13 protein-coding genes and 1 pseudogene are annotated in these 20,225 nt (G+C 65.4%); 6 read left to right on the top strand and 8 right to left on the bottom strand.

The window, feature by feature from the left end:
* Nucleotides 1–126: 126 nt before the first annotated feature.
* From ACE10X_RS42475 to ACE10X_RS42485, 3 genes are all read right to left on the bottom strand, one after another.
* Entirely contained in the window at nucleotides 127–411 is a 285-nt protein-coding gene (locus ACE10X_RS42475; RefSeq protein ID WP_038387801.1) for an RNA-binding S4 domain-containing protein, read from the bottom strand.
* Nucleotides 412–441: 30 nt separating this feature from the next.
* Entirely contained in the window at nucleotides 442–3,975 is a 3,534-nt protein-coding gene (locus tag ACE10X_RS42480; protein WP_038387800.1) for a helicase-related protein, read from the bottom strand.
* Between the two features lie 781 nt (nucleotides 3,976–4,756).
* The gene (locus tag ACE10X_RS42485; RefSeq protein WP_051003251.1) at nucleotides 4,757–5,587 is read right to left on the bottom strand and encodes a DUF3108 domain-containing protein; all 831 of its coding nucleotides are present in this window, start codon (nucleotides 5,585–5,587) and stop codon (nucleotides 4,757–4,759) included.
* 354 nt (nucleotides 5,588–5,941) lie between these two features.
* Here ACE10X_RS42485 and rpmB point away from each other — a divergent pair, with 354 nt between their 5' ends.
* From rpmB to ACE10X_RS42505, 4 genes are all read left to right on the top strand, one after another.
* A complete protein-coding gene (gene rpmB, locus ACE10X_RS42490; RefSeq protein ID WP_028341882.1) occupies nucleotides 5,942–6,250 on the top strand; it encodes a 50S ribosomal protein L28 in 309 nt (102 codons plus the stop codon).
* A gap of 988 nt (nucleotides 6,251–7,238) precedes the next feature.
* Nucleotides 7,239–7,466 carry a hypothetical protein gene (locus ACE10X_RS42495; RefSeq protein WP_028336196.1) on the top strand — a complete coding sequence of 76 codons (228 nt, stop codon included), beginning with the start codon at nucleotides 7,239–7,241 and terminating at the stop codon, nucleotides 7,464–7,466.
* Nucleotides 7,467–7,748: 282 nt separating this feature from the next.
* Entirely contained in the window at nucleotides 7,749–8,954 is a 1,206-nt protein-coding gene (locus tag ACE10X_RS42500; protein ID WP_375763838.1) for an ABC transporter substrate-binding protein, read from the top strand.
* A gap of 295 nt (nucleotides 8,955–9,249) precedes the next feature.
* Complete coding sequence (locus ACE10X_RS42505; RefSeq protein ID WP_375764572.1) at nucleotides 9,250–10,191, top strand: IS110 family transposase; 942 nt, start codon at nucleotides 9,250–9,252, stop codon at nucleotides 10,189–10,191.
* Between the two features lie 83 nt (nucleotides 10,192–10,274).
* Here the strand turns inward: ACE10X_RS42505 and ACE10X_RS42510 are convergent, their stop codons facing one another.
* The 4 genes from ACE10X_RS42510 to ACE10X_RS42525 all read right to left on the bottom strand — a co-directional run bounded on the left by ACE10X_RS42510 (nucleotide 10,275) and on the right by ACE10X_RS42525 (nucleotide 17,121).
* Nucleotides 10,275–11,237 carry an alpha/beta hydrolase gene (locus tag ACE10X_RS42510; RefSeq protein ID WP_038387798.1) on the bottom strand — a complete coding sequence of 321 codons (963 nt, stop codon included), beginning with the start codon at nucleotides 11,235–11,237 and terminating at the stop codon, nucleotides 10,275–10,277.
* Nucleotides 11,238–11,266: 29 nt separating this feature from the next.
* Nucleotides 11,267–13,042, bottom strand: coding sequence for an NAD(P)-binding domain-containing protein (locus ACE10X_RS42515; protein WP_038387797.1), 1,776 nt, complete (start codon nucleotides 13,040–13,042; stop codon nucleotides 11,267–11,269).
* A 75-nt stretch (nucleotides 13,043–13,117) separates the two neighbouring features.
* The gene (locus tag ACE10X_RS42520) at nucleotides 13,118–16,576 is read right to left on the bottom strand and encodes an acyl-[ACP]--phospholipid O-acyltransferase (RefSeq protein ID WP_038387796.1); all 3,459 of its coding nucleotides are present in this window, start codon (nucleotides 16,574–16,576) and stop codon (nucleotides 13,118–13,120) included.
* A 287-nt stretch (nucleotides 16,577–16,863) separates the two neighbouring features.
* Nucleotides 16,864–17,121 (bottom strand): hypothetical protein, encoded by a 258-nt coding sequence (locus tag ACE10X_RS42525; protein WP_038387795.1) that lies wholly within the window; start codon nucleotides 17,119–17,121, stop codon nucleotides 16,864–16,866.
* A gap of 52 nt (nucleotides 17,122–17,173) precedes the next feature.
* Here ACE10X_RS42525 and ACE10X_RS42530 point away from each other — a divergent pair, with 52 nt between their 5' ends.
* Nucleotides 17,174–17,794 carry a TetR/AcrR family transcriptional regulator gene (locus ACE10X_RS42530; protein ID WP_193375446.1) on the top strand — a complete coding sequence of 207 codons (621 nt, stop codon included), beginning with the start codon at nucleotides 17,174–17,176 and terminating at the stop codon, nucleotides 17,792–17,794.
* Nucleotides 17,795–17,863: 69 nt separating this feature from the next.
* Here the strand turns inward: ACE10X_RS42530 and ACE10X_RS42535 are convergent, their stop codons facing one another.
* Nucleotides 17,864–18,862, bottom strand: a complete 999-nt coding sequence (locus ACE10X_RS42535) for a winged helix-turn-helix domain-containing protein (RefSeq protein WP_051003250.1) — start codon at nucleotides 18,860–18,862, stop codon at nucleotides 17,864–17,866.
* A gap of 150 nt (nucleotides 18,863–19,012) precedes the next feature.
* Between ACE10X_RS42535 and ACE10X_RS42540 the strand changes: the two are divergent.
* A pseudogene (locus tag ACE10X_RS42540) lies at nucleotides 19,013–20,190 on the top strand (ABC transporter substrate-binding protein).
* The last annotated feature ends 35 nt before the right edge of the window (nucleotides 20,191–20,225 follow it).

The following is a 20,225-nucleotide window of genomic DNA, read 5'->3' on the forward strand; positions in this document are numbered from 1 at the left end:
GAACGATCGATTTTTCTGGGGTTGCGTAGCGCAGGAATACCGGGGCCGCAAGGGAAGCGGCCCTCGAAAAACGCCAGTATTCTCACGCTCCTGCCACCCCAAATTGAGATAGCAACCGCTAGATAACTACTTCTTACCGGCCTGCAAATTGCCGGCCTGCAAATCCTCGTACAGCACGCGCGCCGAGCTGGCATCGCCGCGCCGCTCGGCAAAGCCTGTCACCTTCAGCACGCGGACGCTGTTGTCGAGCGCGACGGTGACGACATCACCCGCCTTCACCGCATGGCCCGGCGATTTCTCGCGCGTGCCATTGATGCGGACATGACCTGACGCGACGAGTTCAGCCGCGCTGGTGCGGGCCTTCACCAGACGCGCATGCCACAGCCATTTGTCGAGGCGCTGTCGATCCAAACTAGACCAAGCGTTAAACCAAGGGTTGGACTATTCCTTCCGGCCTGCGAGCTGCTCTTTCAGGGCAGCGAGCTTGGCGAATGGCGAATTCGGATCGATCGGCCGGTCGCGCTCGCGCGGCGCGCTCGAGGCGTAGGGCCGATGCGACGGGCCGCCCTCGCGCTTGTCGCGGCCACCCTTGCCGAAATCGCGGCCGCCGCGGTCACGATCGCCGCGCTCGCCCTTACGGTCGCCGCCGAACTTGTTGTCGCGGCGACGCTCATTGTCGCGATCGCGACCTTTGCCTTCGAAGCGCTCGCGGCGCTGGCCCTTGTCGTCCCTGTTGTCGCGGGCCTGCGCGCCCTCGGCGGGCGCCGAAGCCGGATCCGCCGGCGCACCCGGGCGCGGTGCGCGGAAATCCTGGTGACGGCGCGGACGGCGATGATGCTCGCGCTTGTTGTCGCCCTCACCGCCGCCTTCAGCGGCCTGCGCGCCCTCCGCGGGCTTGCCCTGGTGACGGCCGCGGTTGCGATCATGGCCGCGATGATGCGGACGGCGCTCGTCGGAACGGCCACCGGGACGCCAGACTTCGACCAGCTGCGGCTCGGCCGGGGTCTCCGCGGTGGCGGGAGCGGCTTCAGCCGGTGCTGCCTCGGCACCCGCGGTCTCCGCGGCCGCCTCGGTGGCGGTCTCGGACGGCGTCTCTGCAGTGGCTTCCGCGGCAGGCGCGGGCTCGGATGCCGCTTCCGCGGCGGGCGCCTCAGCAGCGGGCTCTCCGGCGACAGCGGCGGGCTCGGCGGCAACTTCCGCCACGGGCGCGGGCTTGGTCTCGACGACGACCGGCGTCGCCTCGCTGGACACCACCTCGGCAAAGCCGACATCGGGCAGCAGCGCGGCCGACGGGGCAGGATCGCCGGACACCGGCTGATCCGTGGCGGCCTCCGGCGCATCGGCCACAACCTCGGCAGTGGCACCGACCGGCGCATCCACGGCGGCGTCAGAGGTCGCCTCGACCGGCGGCGTCTCGGCGGCGACCGTCTCGGTGGTCCCGGCCACGGTCTCCGTGGTCTCGGCGACGGCCTCCGTGGTCTCTGCCGGTGTGGCCTCAACGGGCTTCGGCGGCAGCGGCGGACGACGGTCCATGCGGTAGCCGAGCGCGCGCAGGATCGAGGCAAAATCCTCGCCGGCGGAGCCGGTCAGCGAGGTCATCGCCTGCGTCACGACAAAGCCGCGGCCATCGAACGCGCCCGCAGGCTTCTCGCCCGGCGAGGTCTCGCGCCAGGCCAAAGCGGGGCGGATCAGGTCGGCGAGCCGCTCCAGTATGTCGACGCGCACCGCGCGCTCGCCGCACTGGCGATAGCCGAGCACGCGATAGGCATCGCGGGCGAGTTGCTTGTCGACCGGGAACGAGGTGCGGCCGCTACTCGCCAGATGCTGCACATTCGACAGCGCAGCCATGTCGACATTGCTCTGCTTCTCGGCCCACAGCAGCGAGGCCAGCGAGCGCGCCGCGGGCTTCAACAGCTGCGGGAAATAGATGTGGTAGGCGCCGAACCGCACGCCGTATTTGCGCAAGGCCGCGCGCGAGGGCTGGTCGAGATCCTTCATCTCGGCCGCGATCTTCGCGCGCTCGAGCACGCCGAGCGCCTCGACCAGCTGAAAGGCGATGCCGCGGGCGATGCCCTGCAGGTCCTCGGCTTTGGACAGCTCGAACAGTGGCCCGAGCAGCTTCTCGATATGCGTCTTGAGCCAGAGATCGAGCCGGGTCTGCACCGCCTCGCGCGAGGCGCCGGTCAGCCGCTCGTCGGAGATGATGCGCAGCCGCGGATGCAGAGCGTCGTCGGCGGCCACCAGCTTGGCGACCGCATCGCCGGTCCAGCGGATGGTGCCGTCGGAGGTCAGCACGAACTGCTCGTCGGGGGCGGCGCCCAGTTTCTCGGCACGCGCATCGATCTCGCGCGCCAGCACCTGCTGGGCGGCGGCTTGCAGCGCCTTGGCGTCGCTGCCGGCCTCGGCCGCATCAGGTGCGAAGGTGAAACCATCGAGCCGGCCGATCACGTGGCCTTCCACGATCACTTCACCGGTCTTGCCAATTTCCGTATTCAAAACTGAGTTCTCCCGCAGGCGGCGCATCAATACACTGGTCCGCCTGTCAACGAAACGCTCCGTGAGCCGTTCATGCAGCGCATCGGATAATTTATTTTCGAGCTCGCGCGTGATCCCCTGCCAGTGGTCCGGGTCGTAAAGCCAGTCCGGCCGGTTGGCAACAAAGGTCCAGGTCCTGATCTGCGCGATCCGGCCCGATAGCGTGTCGATATCGCCGTCGGTCCGGTTGGCCTGGTCGACCTGGGCGGCAAACCATGCGTCAGGGATACGCCCCTTTTTCATCAGGAAGCCATACAGCGTGGTCACGAGTTCGGCATGGGCGGCCGGCGACAGCTTTCGATAGTCCGGAACCTGGCAGGCCTCCCACAGCCGCTCGACCGCTTTAGCCCCATGCGCCAATTCGCGCACCTCGGCGTCGCGCGCGACATGCTCGAGCACCCGCAGATCCTCGGCCACCGGGGCCCGGGTCAGTGCCTCATGATTGGGCGTCAGCGCCAGCGACACCTGCAACGCGCCGAGCGAGGCGAAATCGAGCTTGGCGTTGCGCCATTGCAGCACCTTGACGGCATCGAAGGTGTGGTTCTGCAGCGCGTTGACGAGCTCCGGCTCGAACGGCGCGCAGCGCCCGGTGGTGCCGAAGGTGCCGTTGCGCGTCGCGCGGCCGGCGCGGCCCGCGATCTGCGCGAATTCGGCCGGCGTCAGGCGGCGGAACTGATAGCCGTCATACTTGCGGTCGGAGGCGAAGGCGACGTGATCGACGTCGAGATTGAGCCCCATGCCGACCGCGTCGGTGGCGACGAGGTAATCGACGTCGCCGTTCTGGAACATCGCGACCTGCGCATTGCGTGTGCGGGGCGACAGCGAGCCCAGCACCACCGCCGCGCCGCCATGCTGACGGCGGATCAGTTCGGCGATCGCGTAGACCTCGTCCGCCGAGAACGCCACGATCGCGGTGCGTCGCGGCTGCCGCGTGATCTTGCGGTCGCCGGCGAATTCGAGCTGCGACAGCCGCGGCCGCGTAATGATCGAGGCGCCGGGCAGCAGCCGCTCGATCATCGGCCGCATTGTTGCCGCGCCCAGCAGCAGCGTCTCGTCGCGGCCGCGGCGATTGAGGATGCGATCGGTGAACACGTGCCCGCGCTCGAGATCGGCCGCGATCTGGATCTCGTCGACCGCGAGAAAGGATACATCGAGATCGCGCGGCATCGCTTCCACGGTCGAGACCCAGAAACGCGGCGCCTTCGGCTTGATCTTCTCTTCGCCCGTGACCAGCGCGACGTTGTCGACGCCGGCGCGGTCCGCGATCTTGTTGTAGACCTCGCGCGCGAGCAGCCGCAACGGCAGCCCGATCAGGCCGGACGAATGCGCCAGCATGCGCTCGATGGCGAGATGCGTCTTGCCGGTGTTGGTCGGCCCGAGCACCGCGGTGACGCCTGCACCGGGCACGCGGTCATTTCCGAACGAAGTTGAGAAAACCATATTTTGCAGGTGTTTCTTGAATTGTTGGGGCGCTCTCTGATCCGTCATCCCCGGTACAACGGCGAATTCGCCGTTGTACCTGCGAGGAGCGCGTCAGCGCGTCTCGAAGGATGCACGGCCGAGATCGACCCGTTTGCGGCGATCTTGATGAGACAGCAGGGCCGTCGCCCTTCGAGACGGCCGCTGCGCGGCCTCCTCCAGCGACAACGGCGGAGCCGTTGCGCGGGGGTGACGGTGAGAGATTGACGCTCTGGTCTTCACGCCTTCACGCGTCCTTTCACAAAATCTGTCTCACAATGCGACGCTTTCCGCGCCCGGCTTAAGCTCTGGAACGAGTCTAGAACGAATCGCGGCCGAATCGCTGACTCCATTCCGGGCTCGAAACGTTCACCGCAACATCTCGGGCAGGCTGGCGGCGGCGGCACTAGATCAAGTTTGAGAGGGCTCCACAAGCACAGGATATGCGGACTGAATTCCTTAAGTTCCAGGGGTGACCGAGTCGAATCAGAAGCGGGCAAGAGTCAACGGGATTCCGGTGACGTTCGTTGCATTCCGCGCGCCGCGAAGGGAAGCATTCTTGCTTGGACCCGTCATCCTGAGGTGCGAGCGGAGCGAGCCTCGAAGGATGCACGGCCCGGCTGGTGGCGTCGCCCTTCGAGACGCCTACTCCGCAGGCTCCTCAGGGTGACGGTCTAGCATTGCGTAGCCCGCATGAGCGAAGCGATATGCGGGAGACGACTGTCCCCGGATGGCGCTCCGCTTATCCGGGCTACGACAGGGGTTACTGCGTCTTCGCCACGCGCGGCGGCGCGGCTGTGGTGACGAAGGAGGTGGCTTCCAGCATGGCCTGGCCGAGCGGGGTCGGGATCGTCATGCGGAACGGCACCAGAAGGCGAGTGCCGGCGATCGGCACGAAGGCGATCTCGATGTTGCGCTGGGCGGCGAGGTATTTGATCACGGGGCGATCCGGGATGTAGCCCGAGATCGGCACGAAATAGAGCGCGCAGACCAGCGCCGGGCCGTGATAGCCGCGCTCGGCCTTGACGATCTCGACCCGCTTGAAATCGAGCTTGAGGTCGTAGCGCATGCGGCCGTCGAAGATGCCGGCGCCGCTGCGGCAGATATCCGGGCTCATCAATTCGGCGTTGCCGGGCGCGCGCAGGAACGAGCCGGTCATCGGATCGAACACGTTCTTCTTCTGCGCGTCGGTCACCGGCAGGCGGTCGGCATCGACCGACGGCTCCGGCTCGATCGAGGATTCCTTGATGCCGCCATTCGCCAGCACCATCCGGATCGTCTCCGACTTCTTCGAGGTGGTGGTGGTCGCGGTGTAGGACGAGGCGGCCAGCGATCCGTTGACGACGCGGCCCTGCGAGGCGCCTGCGCCCGAGCCGCCGGAAAACGCCTTCAAGAGGCCCGCGGTGCCGCCCTGGGCCGAGGCCGAGAAGGTGTCGTCGCCGATTTCGATGGTCCAGCTGCCCTTGCCGACCGGGATACCGGCCAGGGTCGCCTCGTACTGGGCGTCGAGCCGACCCTGCGCGCTGGCGCGCTCGGCGCAGAACAGCAGCAATGCGCCCGCGCACAGACCGAGCAGCCGGCCGAGCGGGGGCAAAATGGCAATGGCGGTGGTCACTTAACCTACCTGACGGTCCTGCTATCGGCGCTCTATCCGTTGTCCATCTCGGCGTTCAATTCGGCCGGACAACAAGGCGCATCTTGTATGGAACCTAGACTTGCAGCCGAATACGCCCTTTATATGGTTGCCATATCCGCCGTTAAGTGGCTGGAAGACCTTATGAACCGGCAATTCCGGTGCCCCGCATGCGGCGATATAATCTTGACGCTCGGGTATTCTCCCCCTATACACCCGCGGTTCCTGGAAAATGGACGCGAATTCAAAACCCCCGCGCGGGCCGTGTGATTGCACGCCCTTCGAGCGGCGGGGATGCAATAAGGATTTTGTAAGATGTCCCGGCGCTGCGAACTGACGGCCAAGGGCCCCCAGACGGGCCACAAGGTGAGCCACTCGAACATCAAGACCAAGCGGCGCTTCCTGCCGAACCTGGCCAACATCACCTTCATCTCCGAAGCGCTCGGCCGCAACGTGCGCCTGCGCGTCTCGACCAACGCGCTGAAGAGCGTCGACCACAATGGCGGCCTCGACGCCTATCTGCTCAAGGCCAAGGCCGACGTGCTCTCGCCCCGCGCTTTGGATCTCAAGCGCGCGATCGAGAAGAAGGTCGGCAAGCCGGCGCCGGTGAAGAAGGCGAGCTGAGCTAGACGCGAACGCGGAATTCGCGGAGAGAATTAAACGGCCGGGTCGGATGACCTGGCCGTTTTTGTTTTGGGAAGATCGTCTCGTTCACCTCTCAGGCGCATCCCTCGCGGAATCATCCGAGAGCGAGCATTTCAATTTGCGATGGTGCAGTGCTTGGACACGTTGTCGAGGCAATCGCAGGGAGCCGATACATCGCAGCAATCGCGCCTGAGTTCACCCTGAGCTCGGGACCCATGGGTGCGTGCGTGCTGGCACCCGGCGTTCCCTTGGCCCTCTGCCGACAGGCGAAGCTGCCGTAAAGCTCGGGCCGATCGCGCCGCGAGACTACGCGCGCGCACCCTCTCCTGCTGTCTGACAGGTGAATCGATCCGACCGACGCGCGCTCGCGCACGCGCGGGTGAGTAGCGAGTGGATTTTTCTTTTCGTGATTGCGCACGGAGCAAAACAATCCATCGTACAGCGCTAAGAGAGATGGATTGCTTCCGCCTTCGTCAAGGCTTCGGCGGACAAGTCGTCGCTTCGCTCCTCGCAATGACGGCGTCGCTAATGACTACGACAGTCCGCTGACAGCTGCCGCCAATGACAGCGGTATCATCTCTTCCATCACGCGCACATCACACGAGTCTTCTGCTTGATGCATCGAGAGTGCGTGAACGCTTAACGCACGCGCCCCGATCAACAAAGAAAGCCTATAAATAAAGACAAAGCGGGCTTCTCACGTGGCCATTAATCACAACATCACTGCGCATCATCACGAGCGCATGAGGCGCATGCAAAACGCCACGATCTCTTCCAGATATTAGTGTGCAAACAAGCCGTCCGACACGAATGCGATTCGACGCGGCACGCCGCATTGTCTCGAAGACCGTGAAGGACATCACGGCCAGCACAACTGATTGTGAGGCAGGTGCGCCGCACTCTTGGGAAGAAGCCTGGCCGTTCCTATGTCACGTCCAAAGAACGACCCCGATAAAGGAATTGCTCGATGCAAGTTCGCGCAGCCGATCCGCGCGGAAGACTGGTGCCTGCGATTGCAACCGCCGCCGTGGCGGTGCTCGCGACGGCCGCCCTCGTCATCCTCGAATTCAACCCGCCGCGCAATGTGCAGGCCGCGGCCGAGCCCGGCATGATCACCTCCGCCGCCGCCAGCCGCGCCGGCGCCACCGTGCTGCCGACCGATCCGGTGACGACCGGCAGCGTGCGGGTGCGCTGAGGCGCGCCGCTCTCTCATCATCGTCGTCCCGGCGAAAGCCGGGACCATTATCACTAAAGTCTGCCGTTACGCGGAATGTTGCCCCAGCGTCGCTCCAAATAGGCAGTTGGGGTAATGGGTCCCGGCCTTCGCCGGGACGACGCTGGTGGTTACACCGCGCCGCCATCGCACCAGCCGCATTTTCGCATCCCTGCCCCGGCGTCTCGCCACAAGCCCAACGTGCGGCGGCTCACGTAAGCTCTCCCTCGCGAACAAAACAAAAAAGCCACAGGGAGGCTCACGATGATCTGGAAGGCCGTCACGGCAGCCGTCGCGCTTGCGCTCGCGACGCAGGCGCACGCCGCCGAGAAGAAATATGGCACGGGTGCCAGCGACACCGAGATCAAGCTCGGACAGACCTCGCCATTCTCCGGCGCGGCGTCGGCCTACAGCGTGATCGCGAAGACGCAGGCCGCCTACTTCAGGATGATCAACGACCATGGCGGCGTGAACGGGCGCAAGATCAACCTGATCACGCTCGACGACGGCTACTCGCCGCCGAAGACGGTGGAGCAGACCCGCAAGCTGGTGGAGCAGGAGGAGGTCGCCGCGATCCTCAATCCGCTCGGCACGCCGACCGGCCTTGCCGTGCGCAAATATCTCAACGACAAGAAAGTGCCGCAACTGTTCGTCGGCGCCGGCGCCACGCTGTGGGGCGACTACGCGCATTATCCGTGGACGATCGGCTTCCAGCCGTCCTACCAGGCCGAGACCGCGGTCTACGCCAAGTATGTGCTGACCAACAAGCCGGACGCGAAGATCGCGCTGTTCTACCAGAACGACGACGCCGGCAAGGATTACGGCAACGGCTTCAAGAAGGGGCTGGGGCCGGAGAACACCGCGAAGATGGTGGTGGCGGAGACGACCTATGAATCGACCGATCCGACGGTCGACAGCCAGATCGTGAAGCTGAAATCCTCCGGCGCCAACGTGCTGTTCATGCACGCGATCCCCAAGCAGGCGGCGCAGGCGATCAAGAAGATCGGCGAGATCGGCTGGAAGCCGGACCTGTTCTTCCTCGCGGCGACCTCGACCTCGGTATCCTCGGTGCTGAAGCCGGCCGGCTTCGAATACTCCAGGGACATCATCTCGTCCTACTCGCTGAAGGATCCGAACGATCCGCAGTGGAAGGCTGATCCGGACGTGATCGCCTGGCACGACTTCATGAAGAAGTATTTTCCGGACGGCAATCTGCAGGACCAGCTGATCGTCTACGGCTATGTGGTGGCCGAGGCGACGGTGCAGGTGCTGAAGCAATGCGGCGACGACCTCACCCATGAGAACATCATGAAGCAGGCCGCCAATCTCGACATCGCGCTGCCGATGTTCCTGCCCGGCATCAAGGTGAAGACCTCGCCGACCGACTACTTCCCGGTCGAAGCGATGCGGCTGCAGAAGTTCAACGGCGAGACCTGGCAGCTGTTCGGCGACACGATCGGGAATGATTGAGGGGAAGTTGTTGCGCGCAACTCCATCCCCATCGTCGTCCCGGCGAAGGCCGGGACCCACAACCACGAATGTCGGTGTGGTACGACGCTGGTGCCACAGCCTTCTGCAACAACGAGCCGCGGTGGTTATGGGTCCCTGTGTCTTGGAAGTCTGTCAGGATGTGGGTGGGCGGGAAGCCGTTGGGTCCTTGGCGCTTGACGCCGCGAGCCGGCTCGGTCTCCCGCCCGTTCCATCTATCAACCTGAACAGTTGCACGAGGCTGCGCAACAGACCTCGCATCACAGGGGCAGGCACCGTGATCATAGCTCTTCGTTACGTCGGAATCGACGTCTCCAAAAAACACCTCGATATCTTTGATGAGGCTGACGGCGTGCCGAGGCGCATTGCCAACGCGACACAGGCCATCACACAGCAGGTGGCGCGTTGGCAATGCGATGCGCTGGTGGTCTTCGAGGCGACGGGTATCTATGACCTCGCGCTTCGCGAGGCGCTGCGTCAGGCCGGGATCCAGTTCGCACGGATCAACCCGGCCCGTGCCCGCGACTTTGCACGGGCCAGCGGCCTGCTCGCCAAGACCGATCCGATCGATGCGCGGATGCTGGCGGCCTTTGCGCGGGCCATGCAGCCCGCCCCCGAGCAGGTCGCCGATCCTGCACGGGGCGCCTTGGCGAGGCTTGCAAAACGGCGGGATCAGCTGGTCCTCATGCGCGCCCAGGAGAAGAACCGGCGCAGCGAGGCCGACGATCGCGCCATGGCCGAACGCATTGGCCGCCTCATCGAGGTCCTCGACAGCGAGATCGCCGAGATCGAGGCCGACATCAGCGCATTGATTAAAGCCGAAGCGCAGATCGCGGACGATGCGAAGTTAATGCGTTCGCTGCCCGGCGTGGGTCCCGTGGCCTGCATACAGCTCATCGCGCAGATGCCGGAACTCGGGCGGGTCGGACCGAAACAACTCGCAGCGCTCGCTGGCCTTGCTCCCTTCAACGTCGACAGCGGCACCTTCCGCGGCAAGCGCAAGATTGCGGGCGGCCGAAAGCGCGTTCGTGACGCCCTTTATATGGCGGCCCTCAACGCAGTTCGCAGAGCTGATCCGTTCAAGGCCTTCTATGCACGACTGCGACAGGCCGGAAAACCAGCCAAACTCGCCCTCATCGCCGTCGCCAGGAAGCTGCTCACGGTCCTCAATGCCATGATGCGAGACCGAAAGCCGTACCTGCAGACCAAACCAACATAACAGTTGCCGGCTCGCGCTTCGCTTGGCCGGGACGACGCGGAGGTTAGACCGCCCTCTTCAACAACGGCCGGGACGACGGGAGCTTAGACTCCCCTCTCCAACAGCACCCGAAAATCCGCCCGCGCGCGCTGCGCCTCGGCGCGCGCGGCCTCCGAGGCATCGCCGAGGCCAAAGTAGCCGTGAATCAATCCCTCGCCGGAATGATACGCGACCTGCACGCCGGCCGCCTGCAACGCCCTGGCATAGGCATGGCCCTCGTCGCGCAGCGGGTCGAACCAGGCTGTCGTGACGACGGCCGGCGCGACACCGGCAAGGCTCTTCGCGCGCAGCGGCGAGACGCGCCAGTCGGCGCCCTCAGTCTTGTCGGCGAGATAATGCCCCGCGAACCACTGCATCGTCGCACGCGTCAGGAAGTAGCCCTCGGCATTCTCGGCGCGCGACGGAAATTTCGCGTTCTCGCCCGGATCGGCGAAATTGCCGACCACGTCGGTGACGGGATAGACCAGCAATTGCCCGGCGAGCCTGATGCCGGCGTCGCGGCAGGCGAGCGCTGACGTGGCGGCGAGATTGCCGCCCGCGGAATCGCCGGCGACGCCGACGCGCGAGAGGTCGCCGCCGAAGTCGCCAATGCGCGCGATCACGTCGCGGATCGCGGCGAACGCATCCTCGAAGGCGCCGGGAAAGCGCGTCTCCGGCGGGCGGCGATAATCGACCGAGATCACGACCGCGCCGGTCTCGATCGCGAGATTGCGGGCCTGGCGGTCATGGGTTTCGAGATCGCCCGCGACCCAGCCGCCGCCATGGAAGAAGATCACGGTCGGCGCCGTTCCGCTGCCGTTGCGATAGAGCCGCGCGCCGAGCTTGCCGGCGGCGCCCGCGACTTCGATATCGCGCGCCACATCGACCGGCGGCGGCGGCACCTCCTTGCGCGCCTCGGCCAGCGCCCGCAACGAATCGCGGCAGCTCTGCGGCGTCATGGTTGTGGGATCGCGCAGCGGCAGCAACGGGATGATCTTCTCAATGACGGGGTCGAGCGGAAGCGGCATGGGAGTCCTTCAGTGTGAGTGCGTGGAGTTCAGGTGAGATGCTTGGATAGCGCACCGGCCTCGATCGCGGATATCTGCAGCGCGATGAAGCGGCTGTAGATGCGGGCCTGCGAGAACGCGCCGCCCGCGAACCAGAGGCCGGGCTGCGGCGTGCGCGTCCACATGTTGCGCAGCTCCTGGGTCGCATCGTCAAAGCCCCAGACCCGGCCGACGCGCTCGGCGACGTCCTCGCCGAACAACCTGCCGACCAGATGGTCCGGGCCCTTGTAGCCGGTGGCGAGCACGAACAGCTCGGCGGCGAGCGAGGTGCCGTCCTTCAGCGCAAGGCCGTTCGCGGTGATATCAGCGATGTCGGCAGCCTGGATCAGGCGTATCTTGCCGTCGGCGATCAATTCGGAGCAGCCGACATTGAAGTAGTAGCCGCCGCCGCGGGAGCGAAACTTCAGCGGCCAGCCGGTGCCGTCCTCGCCGAATTCGAGCCGGAAGCCGGCGCGCTCCAGCCGTGACAGCAAGGGCGCATCGAGCCGCTTCACCTCGTCGGTGATGATCCGGTGCGCGATCTTCATCACCGGCAGCGGCACGCCGGAATTGAGGATATCGCGCACCTCGATCGGCGGGCCGTCGCCGAGATAGGTCTTGTCGTAGAGCTGCGCGGGCTCGACATTGACCACCATGGTCGGGCTGCGCTGCACCATGGTGACGTCGGCGCCGGCGGCGTGCAGCTCCTGGCAGATGTCATGTGCGCTGGTGCCGGTGCCGAACACGACGACTGATCGCCTTGCCCATTCGCGCCCGGCCGCGAACGCGCTGGAGTGCAGCACCTTCCCTTCGAAATTCCCGATGCCCTCGATCCGGGGAACGTTCGGCGTGCCGCTGACGCTGGTCGCGAGCACGATGTGCTTCGGATGTAGCGTGCGCGGGCCGCTGGTCCCTTGCAGCGTCACCGTCCAGCGCTGCGCCGTATCGTCATAGCGCGCGCCTTCGAACGACGTCTCGGTCCAGAAGTCGAGCTCCATGATGTCGACATAGCTCTCCAGCCAGTTCGCGATCTTGTCCTTCGGGATGTAGTCCGGAAAGCTCGGGGGAAACGGCAGATAGCGGAACAGATTGACCGGCGTCTTGTTGTGCAGCTTCAGCCCGCGATAGCGCAGCCGCCAATTGTCGCCGATGCGCCGCTCGCGATCGACGATCAGGGCATCGAGCCCGATCCGCTTGCACTCGACCGCGGCCGCAATGCCGGCATGGCCGCCGCCGACAATCAGTACGTCAGGCTCGCGGTCGGCATAGGCGCGCGAGGCCTGCCGCTGCTCCAGCCAGTCGGGTGCGGCGAAATCGCGCGCGTGGGATTGCTCGGCGGCGCGATCGGTGCGAGCCTCGCAGATGCGGTTGAAGTCGAGCATCGTGGAGAACGTCCACGCCGCGGAATTTCCGCCCCTCTCATGCAGCAGGCGGACCGCGCCGCTGCCGGGACCATTCGACGTGTCGAAGGTGAAGACGGCCTCGATCACCTCGCGTCCGGCCACCACGACCCGCCGCGGTATCAAGGCACGGTCATCGAGACGAAATCCGCTCGCGCCGACCGCTTCAGCGCGCGTCAGCAGCTCGGCAACGACGCGCTGCCGCCCGCTGAAGGTCGCAAACTGCCAGGAAATGCCGAAGATATTGCGCCAGTGGCTCTCGGGCGCAAACAGCGCGGCAAGAGCCTCAGCGGAGCGGCTCGCGAGCGCCGCATCCAGCGCGCCGATCCATTGCTCGGCGGCAAGTTCAGGCGCGTCCCCTGTAGCCGGGTTCAGTTTGTCCAGCATGATCGTGCTTTCTCGGGAGCAGTTGCCGTCTATCTGACAACATGCTCCCGAAAAGCACAACCATCATGCCAAGCCTCATGCAACGTGTTGCGCGAGCGGCGCCGGCTCGGCCTCGGGCTCTTCACTGGCAGGATCGACCTGCGGCGCAGGCGCAACCGCGAGTTCCTTGGCCAATGCGGTAGCGCCGACATAGTCGGTCTTGCCGGTGCCGAGCAGCGGCACCTTGTCGACGACGCGGATGTCGGCCGGCACCGCGAGCTCGGAGGCACCGACGCTCTTGGCCTGGCGCTGCATCGCGGCGCGGTCGGCATCCTTCTGCGTGGTGAGCAGCACGATGCGTTCGCCCTTGCGCTGATCGGGCAGCGTGACCGCAACCGACATTGCCTGCGGCCAGATCGCAGCCGCGATCGCCTCCACCGCCGACAAAGAAACCATCTCGCCGGCGATCTTGGCAAAGCGCTTGGCACGGCCCTTGATGGCGATGAAGCCCTGCGCGTCGACCGTGACGATGTCGCCGGTGTCGTGCCAGCCTTCCGGCAGCGGCTCCAGCACGCCGGGATTCTCGGCACGGAGATAGCCGAGCATCACGTTCGGGCCCTTCACCGACAGCCGGCCGCCTTCCTCGATGCCGGGGACCGGATCGAGGCGATACTGCATCAGCGGCGAGATCCGGCCGACGGTGCCCTGGCGGTTGGCCATCGGCGTGTTCATCGCCAGCACCGGCGCGGTCTCGGTGACGCCATAGCCCTCGAGGATGCGGATGCCGTAGCGCTCCATGTAGATCTGCCGCGTGCGCTCCTTCACCGCCTCCGCACCGGCGATGACGAGCCGCAGCGTGCGGAAGTCGTAGGCATGCGCCGAGCGGGCATAGCCGGTGAGGAATGTGTCGGTTCCGAACAGGATCGTCGCGCCGGTCTGGTAGATTAGCTCGGGCACGATCCGGTAATGCAGCGGCGACGGATACATGAAGATCGGGATGCCGCCGAGGATCGGCATCATCATGCCGCCGGTCAAACCGAACGAGTGGAACACCGGCAGCACATTGAACACCTTGTCGTTGGCATTGGCATCGACCCGCGCCAGCGCCTGCGCCGCGTTGGCGAGGATGTTGCGATGGGACAGCACGACGCCCTTCGGCGTGCCTTCCGACCCCGAGGTGAACAGGATGACCGCGGGATCGTTGGCCTTGCGGGCGACCCGCGGCGCGATGCCGGCGCGGAAGCCCGCGACCTTGTCGGCGAGGCCGATGCCGGCCCTGACGTCCTCGAGATAGACGACGCGCGCCTGGCCGGCGAGCGCCGCGATCAGCTTGTCGAGCTTGCCCTTCTCGATGAAGGCCTGCGAGGTCAGCACGGTCTTGACCTGCGCCGCCTTCATCGCCGCCAGCACGTTGACCGGACCGGCCGAGAAGTTGAGCATCGCCGGCACGCGGCCGATGGTCTGCAGCGCCATGAACACGACGGCGACGCCGGCCGAGTTCGGCAGCAGCACGCCGACATTCTCGCCGACCGCGGTGCCCTGCTCGAGCTTGCGGCTCAACACCTGGGCGCCGAGGATCAGCTTGCGATAGGTCAGCTTGGTGCCGAGCGCATCCTCGATGATCGGCTTGCCGGTGTCGCGGTCGCGATAGGCATGGCCGAGGCCCTCGAACAGCGTGTGGTCGAGCATCGCGTTCTGGACCATGGCGTTGATCATCACGTCCTGCAGCGCGGCGCCGGCGGCATTGCGGCGCGCCTTGCCCCTCAACGACTGGTCGACCGGCAACTTCACCGGCGGCAGGATCGAGATCGTCACCTTGGGGAACCAGGAGCGCTTGATCTCGCCATTCTTGAGATAGCTGAGATGCGAACGCTGCGCGCCCTCGATGCGGACCGGAACGACGACCGCATCGGCCTTGTCGGCGATCATCGCGGTGCCGTCATAGACCTTCATCAACGATCCGGAGACCGTGATGCGCCCTTCCGGGAAGATCACCACCGGCTCGCCGGCGGCGACCAGCTTGATCAGGTCGCGCGCGGCCAGCGGCTTCGACGGATCCATCGTGTAGTGCTTGATCATCTTCAGGAACGGCTTGGCCCACCACGCCTTGGAGATGCCGGTGTCGACCGCGAAGCTCGCGTCGATCGGCAAGGTGGCGTGCAGCAGCGGGCCGTCGACCAGGCTGACATGGTTGGGCGCGATCAGCATCCGCGTGCCCGATGGCGGCAGGTTCTCCATGCCACGCACCTCGACGCGGAACAGCGCCCGGAACAGCAGCGCGCCGAAGTCGCGCACGCCCTCCTTGCCCCACTTGCTCAGCACGAACCAGACCGTGCCGAAGCTCGCGACGGCCAGGCCGAAGAAGATCCAGGCGATCGGCAGGCCGATATATTGCAGGGCGCCGACGAACATCGCGCCGCCAACCATGAAGCCAGCCTGCAGGATATTGCCGGCGGCGATGATGCGGGCGCGCTCGGACGGCGCAGTCCAGGCCTGCACGGCGGCAAATGACGGCACCACGAACAGGCCGCCGCCGAACGCGAACAGGAAGAAGTCGGCCAGCATGCGGAAGCCACTGAGCGAGGTCGCGAACGCAGCCGCGGTGACATCTTTGCCGAGCGAGGTGGTGGCGATCGCCCAGGCGAGATCGAGGCCGATCACGCCCATCACGATGGCGCCGATCGGCACCAGCGCGAGATTCGGGCGGACATGGCTCAGCTGCGCGGCGAACAGCGAGCCGGCGGCGATGCCGATCGCGAACACGGCGAGGCACAGCGTGACCACGCCCTCGGTACCGCCGACGCCTTCCTTGATCAGCGCAGGCAGCAGCGACAGCACGATCGCGCCGACCATCCAGAACCAGGACACGATCACCATGCCGTCCCACAGCCGCGGCTCGGCATAGAGCGACTTCAACAGGCGCACGGTCGAGGTCCAGGGATTTTTGGTGATCGGCAGATCGGGCGCGGATGGCTGCGTCACCGGGATGCGCGATGCAAACGCCCAGGACAGCACCGACAGGCCGACCACGGCGGCACAGATCCAGCCCATGTGGCTGGCGCCGGCGACGAACATGCCACCCGCGATGGTGCCGATCAGGATCGCCATGAAGGTTGCGCCCTCGACCAGCGCGTTGCCGGTCGCGAGTTCGGACACCGACAGCTGGTCGGGCAGAACGGCATATTTCACCGGGCCGAACAGCGCGGCGACGATGCCGAACAGCGCCAGCGCGATGAACAGCAGCGGAATCGAATGGGTGAAGAAGCCGGCGGCGGCAAAGGCCGCGGCGAAGATCTCGAAGAACTTCAGCCGGCGGGCGACGACGGACTTGATGTAGCGGTCGGCGAGCTCGCCGCCGAGCGCCGACAGCACGAAGAACGGAGCGATGAACACCGCCCCCGCAAGCTGGACCAGCGCCGGCCCCTGCTCGTTGGCGACGCCATACAGCAGCATGATGACGAGCGCGTTCTTCAGCACGTTGTCGTTCAACGCCGAGCAAAACTGCGACCAGAACAGCGGCGCGAAGCGGCGGGACGTCATCAATTCCTTGATCATGACCGGTTCCTTGGGTTAGCGCGCACGGCGCTGGCAGGTCTGCGAATTCGGGTGGCAGAGAATGGTGAGCGTGGAGAAAATGACGGAGATGCCGCAGCCTTTAGTCTTTTCCGCAACGTATCGGTTCGAACCGGCGCAAAATCGGTCGCACCGGGACGTCGCGACATTGCCCGCCAGAGATGTACGAGACCTTATCCAGACCTGGGGTTGATCGACGGCGGACGGGCTCGGAGAGGACATGGTGAGCGCTTTGTTGAGGTTTCGCCGACAATTGCCCGGGGCCCGCTTCAGGTCAGTTCACTCAAGCCGCGGAACGGCGACCATCGGCAGTTGCGCGACTTGCGGCGGCCTCCGCTCGCAGCCGCCGGGCGCGGCGCGCGCCGATCCGCGCGCCGCTGCTCCAGGACGCCTGCGACGTCGCAGGCACGGGCGATCCGCTCGATCGGCGCGGTCGCCAGATTGAGGACGGCGCGGCCAAAGCCCTTCACGAGCTCGATCGCGTCATCGACAAGGGTGGTGGTCAATTGAAGTGCTAGGGTCTGCATCTGAGTGGCCTCCTATGTCAACTTGAGCAACGCTCAAAGTAGTAGTATGAAAATGAACATTGTTCAAGAAGAATCGCGACGAGATCGAAAAAAACTTCAGCGGCGGGCCCTGCTGATCGAGATCGCGCGTCGGTCAATCGCCACTAAGGGATTGAGATCACTCAAGGTTCGCGATGTCGCCGAGGCCGCCGGCTGCTCCATCGGCAGTGTCTATAATGAGTTCGGCGACTTCGACGGGCTGATCCTGACCGTGAACCGGGAGACCGTTCACGCCCTGACCACGCAGCTCAAGGCGGTCCCGGCCGACGATCCGCTGCGCGAGCTGCACGGACTTGCCGACGCCTATCTCGGCTTCGCCACCGAGCACGCCAATCTGCTGCGCTCGCTGTTCGAGCACCGGATGGAGGACGACCGGCCGTTTCCGGACGACATCCTCGCGATGGTGATGGACGCGTTCGCGCTGATGCATGCGCCGCTGGTGCGGCTGCTGCCCGATCGCGATCCCGGCGACATCGCGCTGCTGTCGCGGATGATGTTCTCCGCGGTCCACGGCATCATCTCGCTCGGCCTCGAGGAGCGCATGGTCGCGGTGCCGCCGGAAATGCTGCGCGAGCGGCTCGCGCAGTTCGTCGACACGCATCTGGCCGGATTGGGCGTCACGCGCGACGCGTAGCTGCGCGCGCAGACGCGATCGCGGCCGACGATCCGCATTGGCGACATGCCGTCATCACGGACGATGCGATCAAGTTTGATTGCGGGCGACGTGCCCTGGGTGGGCAAGGGTCCAGAGCGGTTCGAGGAACACGATACTGGTACCTCCCTCGCGGAAGACGAGCTTGAACTCGATCCGTCCATCCGCGGTGATGGAGGCAGAATGCAGTCCCGTATTGCCGTCATAGCGCAGGACGTCGTCGAGGACATACCCGGTGAAGCCGCCGGAAAAGCCGGGTCCGGGTACGCGGCTGTGCGGCATCGCCGGCCCGTTCACGAGATAGCCGGTCGCAACACCGTCCCGATCGACATTGGTGACGATCATCATGAATTGGCGGTGCGAATTGATCCATCCCTGGTCGCTCACCCACACGCCGAGAAAGCGACGGACATTGTCCGGCACGTCGCTTGCCGGCGCGCGAACGCGATAGGCTGGAAGCGGAAGCTGCTTCTCGGCGGCCAGCGCGGTGATCCGCTCGACGTACTGATCCGGCACGATGCCGTGATCCTGCGGCACCAGCCAGTGCGCCAATTCCGCCAGGGGATGCCACATCCCGTTGGCGATCGGCGGCGCGGATGCGAGTGATGCGAAGACGATCACCGACAGGCCGGCGATCAGCCGCCATCGGGGAAGCGCGGCCAAGCGCGCTGCAATGCCGCGGGGAGCGGACATCCGGCGCGAGACGTTCTGCGATCCATGATCGTGCGCCGGCGGCAGCGGCCTGGCGTCGAGGCGATAGCCGCGGCGAGACACCGTCTTGATGATGCGGTGGTCATCATCGCGCAGCTTCAGGCGCAGCTCGCGGATGCATTGGACGAGCGAGTCGTCCGAAACCGCGACGTTACCCCAGACCGCCTCGTGCAGATCCTGCTTGGATGCCAGCCGCCCGGCATTGCCGGCGAGATAGCCGAGCACCGCGAATGATTTCGGCCTGAGATCGAGATCGACGCCATCCACGCGGGCTACGCCGCGGGCGAGATCAAGCTCAAAGGAATCAAATATCAAAACGGAATCAGTCGCCGGGTCCATAGAGGTCACTCCATGCCCACAGACGGCACCAATCGGGAAAATTTAGCAGGAAATTCGCCGTTCTGTCACTTCTTCATCAGGACTTCCCTGCCGCGAAGCCGATAGTCGCGGATAGCCCGGCATCATTTCCGGGCTCACGGGAGGTTGGCCATGTCGAGCACCCGGTTTGCCATGTTGGTCGGGGCTGTTCTGGCGCTTGCGGAGGTGCGACCGGGACATACCCAGGCGCAGGACGTCGTAAGGGTCGGGCTGGTGATGCCATTGACCGGCGTTCTGGGGCCGGTCGGCAAACAGGCGGTTGCCGGGGCGCGGCTCTACATGGCGCAACACGGCGACATGGTCGCCGGCCGCAAGATCGAATTGATCGTCCGGACGATGCCAGCGTGCCCGACAACGCCAAGCGCATCGCGCAGGAGCTGATCGTCAACGACGCGGTCGCGATCCTCGGCGGCGGGCTGACGCCGAGCGTGCTGGCGCTCGCGCCGCTGGCCAATGAGAGCAAGACGGCAACCGTTGTCATGGTATCGGGCACCTCGATCGTGACCGAACGGTCGCCTTACTTCGTGCGCACCAGCTGGACGCACGCGCAGCAGGCCAGCGTGCTGGCGGATTGGGCGGCGCGAAACGGATCGAAACGGGCCACCACCATCGCGTCCGACTGGGCACCCGGGCGCGAAGCCGCCGGCGTATTTTCGGCGAGCTTCACCGTGGCCGGCGGAACGATCGTCGAAGCGCTGAAAGTGCCGCGGGCCAACCCCGATTTCGCGCCGTTCCTGCAGCGCGCGCGGGATGACAATCTCGACACCCTGTTCATTTTTGTGCCGACAAGCCAGGCCGGCATCCTGGCCAAGCAGTTTGTCGAGCGCGGGCTCGACAAGAGCGGGATCAAGCTGATCGGCCCCGGCGACATCGCCGACGACGAGGACCTGCCGGGTATGAGCGATGCGATGATCGGCATGATCACGGCGGGGTTCTACTCCGCCGCGCATTCATCCGACCTGAACCGCGACTATGTCGCGGCGTTCCGCAAGGCCAACGCGAATGTTCGACCGAACTTCATCAGCGTCAGCGCCTATGACGGCATGCATCTGATCTACGAGGCGCTGAAGGTGACAGGGGGCAAGACCAATGGCGATGCGTTGGTCGAAGCCATGAAGGGCATGGCCTGGGAAAGCCCACGCGGCCCGATGTCGATCGACCCGAAGACGCGCGAGGTCGTCCACGACATCTACATTCGCAAGGTCGAGAAGGTCGGCGGCGAACTCTACAGCGTCGAGCAGGAGACGTTCAAGGCGGTCAAGGACCCCACCAAGGTCGCGAACAGATGAGGGAGGCGGAGTAGCAGCTGACCCGGCTCGACGTC

Origin of the sequence: Bradyrhizobium sp. Pha-3, assembly GCF_042258325.1 — a bacterium.
GTDB classification, from domain to species: domain Bacteria; phylum Pseudomonadota; class Alphaproteobacteria; order Rhizobiales; family Xanthobacteraceae; genus Bradyrhizobium; species Bradyrhizobium elkanii.

Excerpts from the sequence above, each read along its gene's own strand:
- ACE10X_RS42480 (WP_038387800.1), bottom strand. The coding sequence starts at position 3,975 with ATGGTTTTCTCAACTTCGTTCGGAAATGACCGCGTGCCCGGTGCAGGC.
- rpmB (WP_028341882.1), top strand. The coding sequence starts at position 5,942 with ATGTCCCGGCGCTGCGAACTGACGGCCAAGGGCCCCCAGACGGGCCAC.
- ACE10X_RS42495 (WP_028336196.1), top strand. The coding sequence starts at position 7,239 with ATGCAAGTTCGCGCAGCCGATCCGCGCGGAAGACTGGTGCCTGCGATT.
- ACE10X_RS42500 (WP_375763838.1), top strand. The coding sequence starts at position 7,749 with ATGATCTGGAAGGCCGTCACGGCAGCCGTCGCGCTTGCGCTCGCGACG.
- ACE10X_RS42510 (WP_038387798.1), bottom strand. The coding sequence starts at position 11,237 with ATGCCGCTTCCGCTCGACCCCGTCATTGAGAAGATCATCCCGTTGCTG.
- ACE10X_RS42515 (WP_038387797.1), bottom strand. The coding sequence starts at position 13,042 with ATGCTGGACAAACTGAACCCGGCTACAGGGGACGCGCCTGAACTTGCC.
- ACE10X_RS42520 (WP_038387796.1), bottom strand. The coding sequence starts at position 16,576 with ATGATCAAGGAATTGATGACGTCCCGCCGCTTCGCGCCGCTGTTCTGG.
- ACE10X_RS42525 (WP_038387795.1), bottom strand. The coding sequence starts at position 17,121 with ATGCAGACCCTAGCACTTCAATTGACCACCACCCTTGTCGATGACGCG.
- ACE10X_RS42530 (WP_193375446.1), top strand. The coding sequence starts at position 17,174 with ATGAACATTGTTCAAGAAGAATCGCGACGAGATCGAAAAAAACTTCAG.
- ACE10X_RS42535 (WP_051003250.1), bottom strand. The coding sequence starts at position 18,862 with ATGGACCCGGCGACTGATTCCGTTTTGATATTTGATTCCTTTGAGCTT.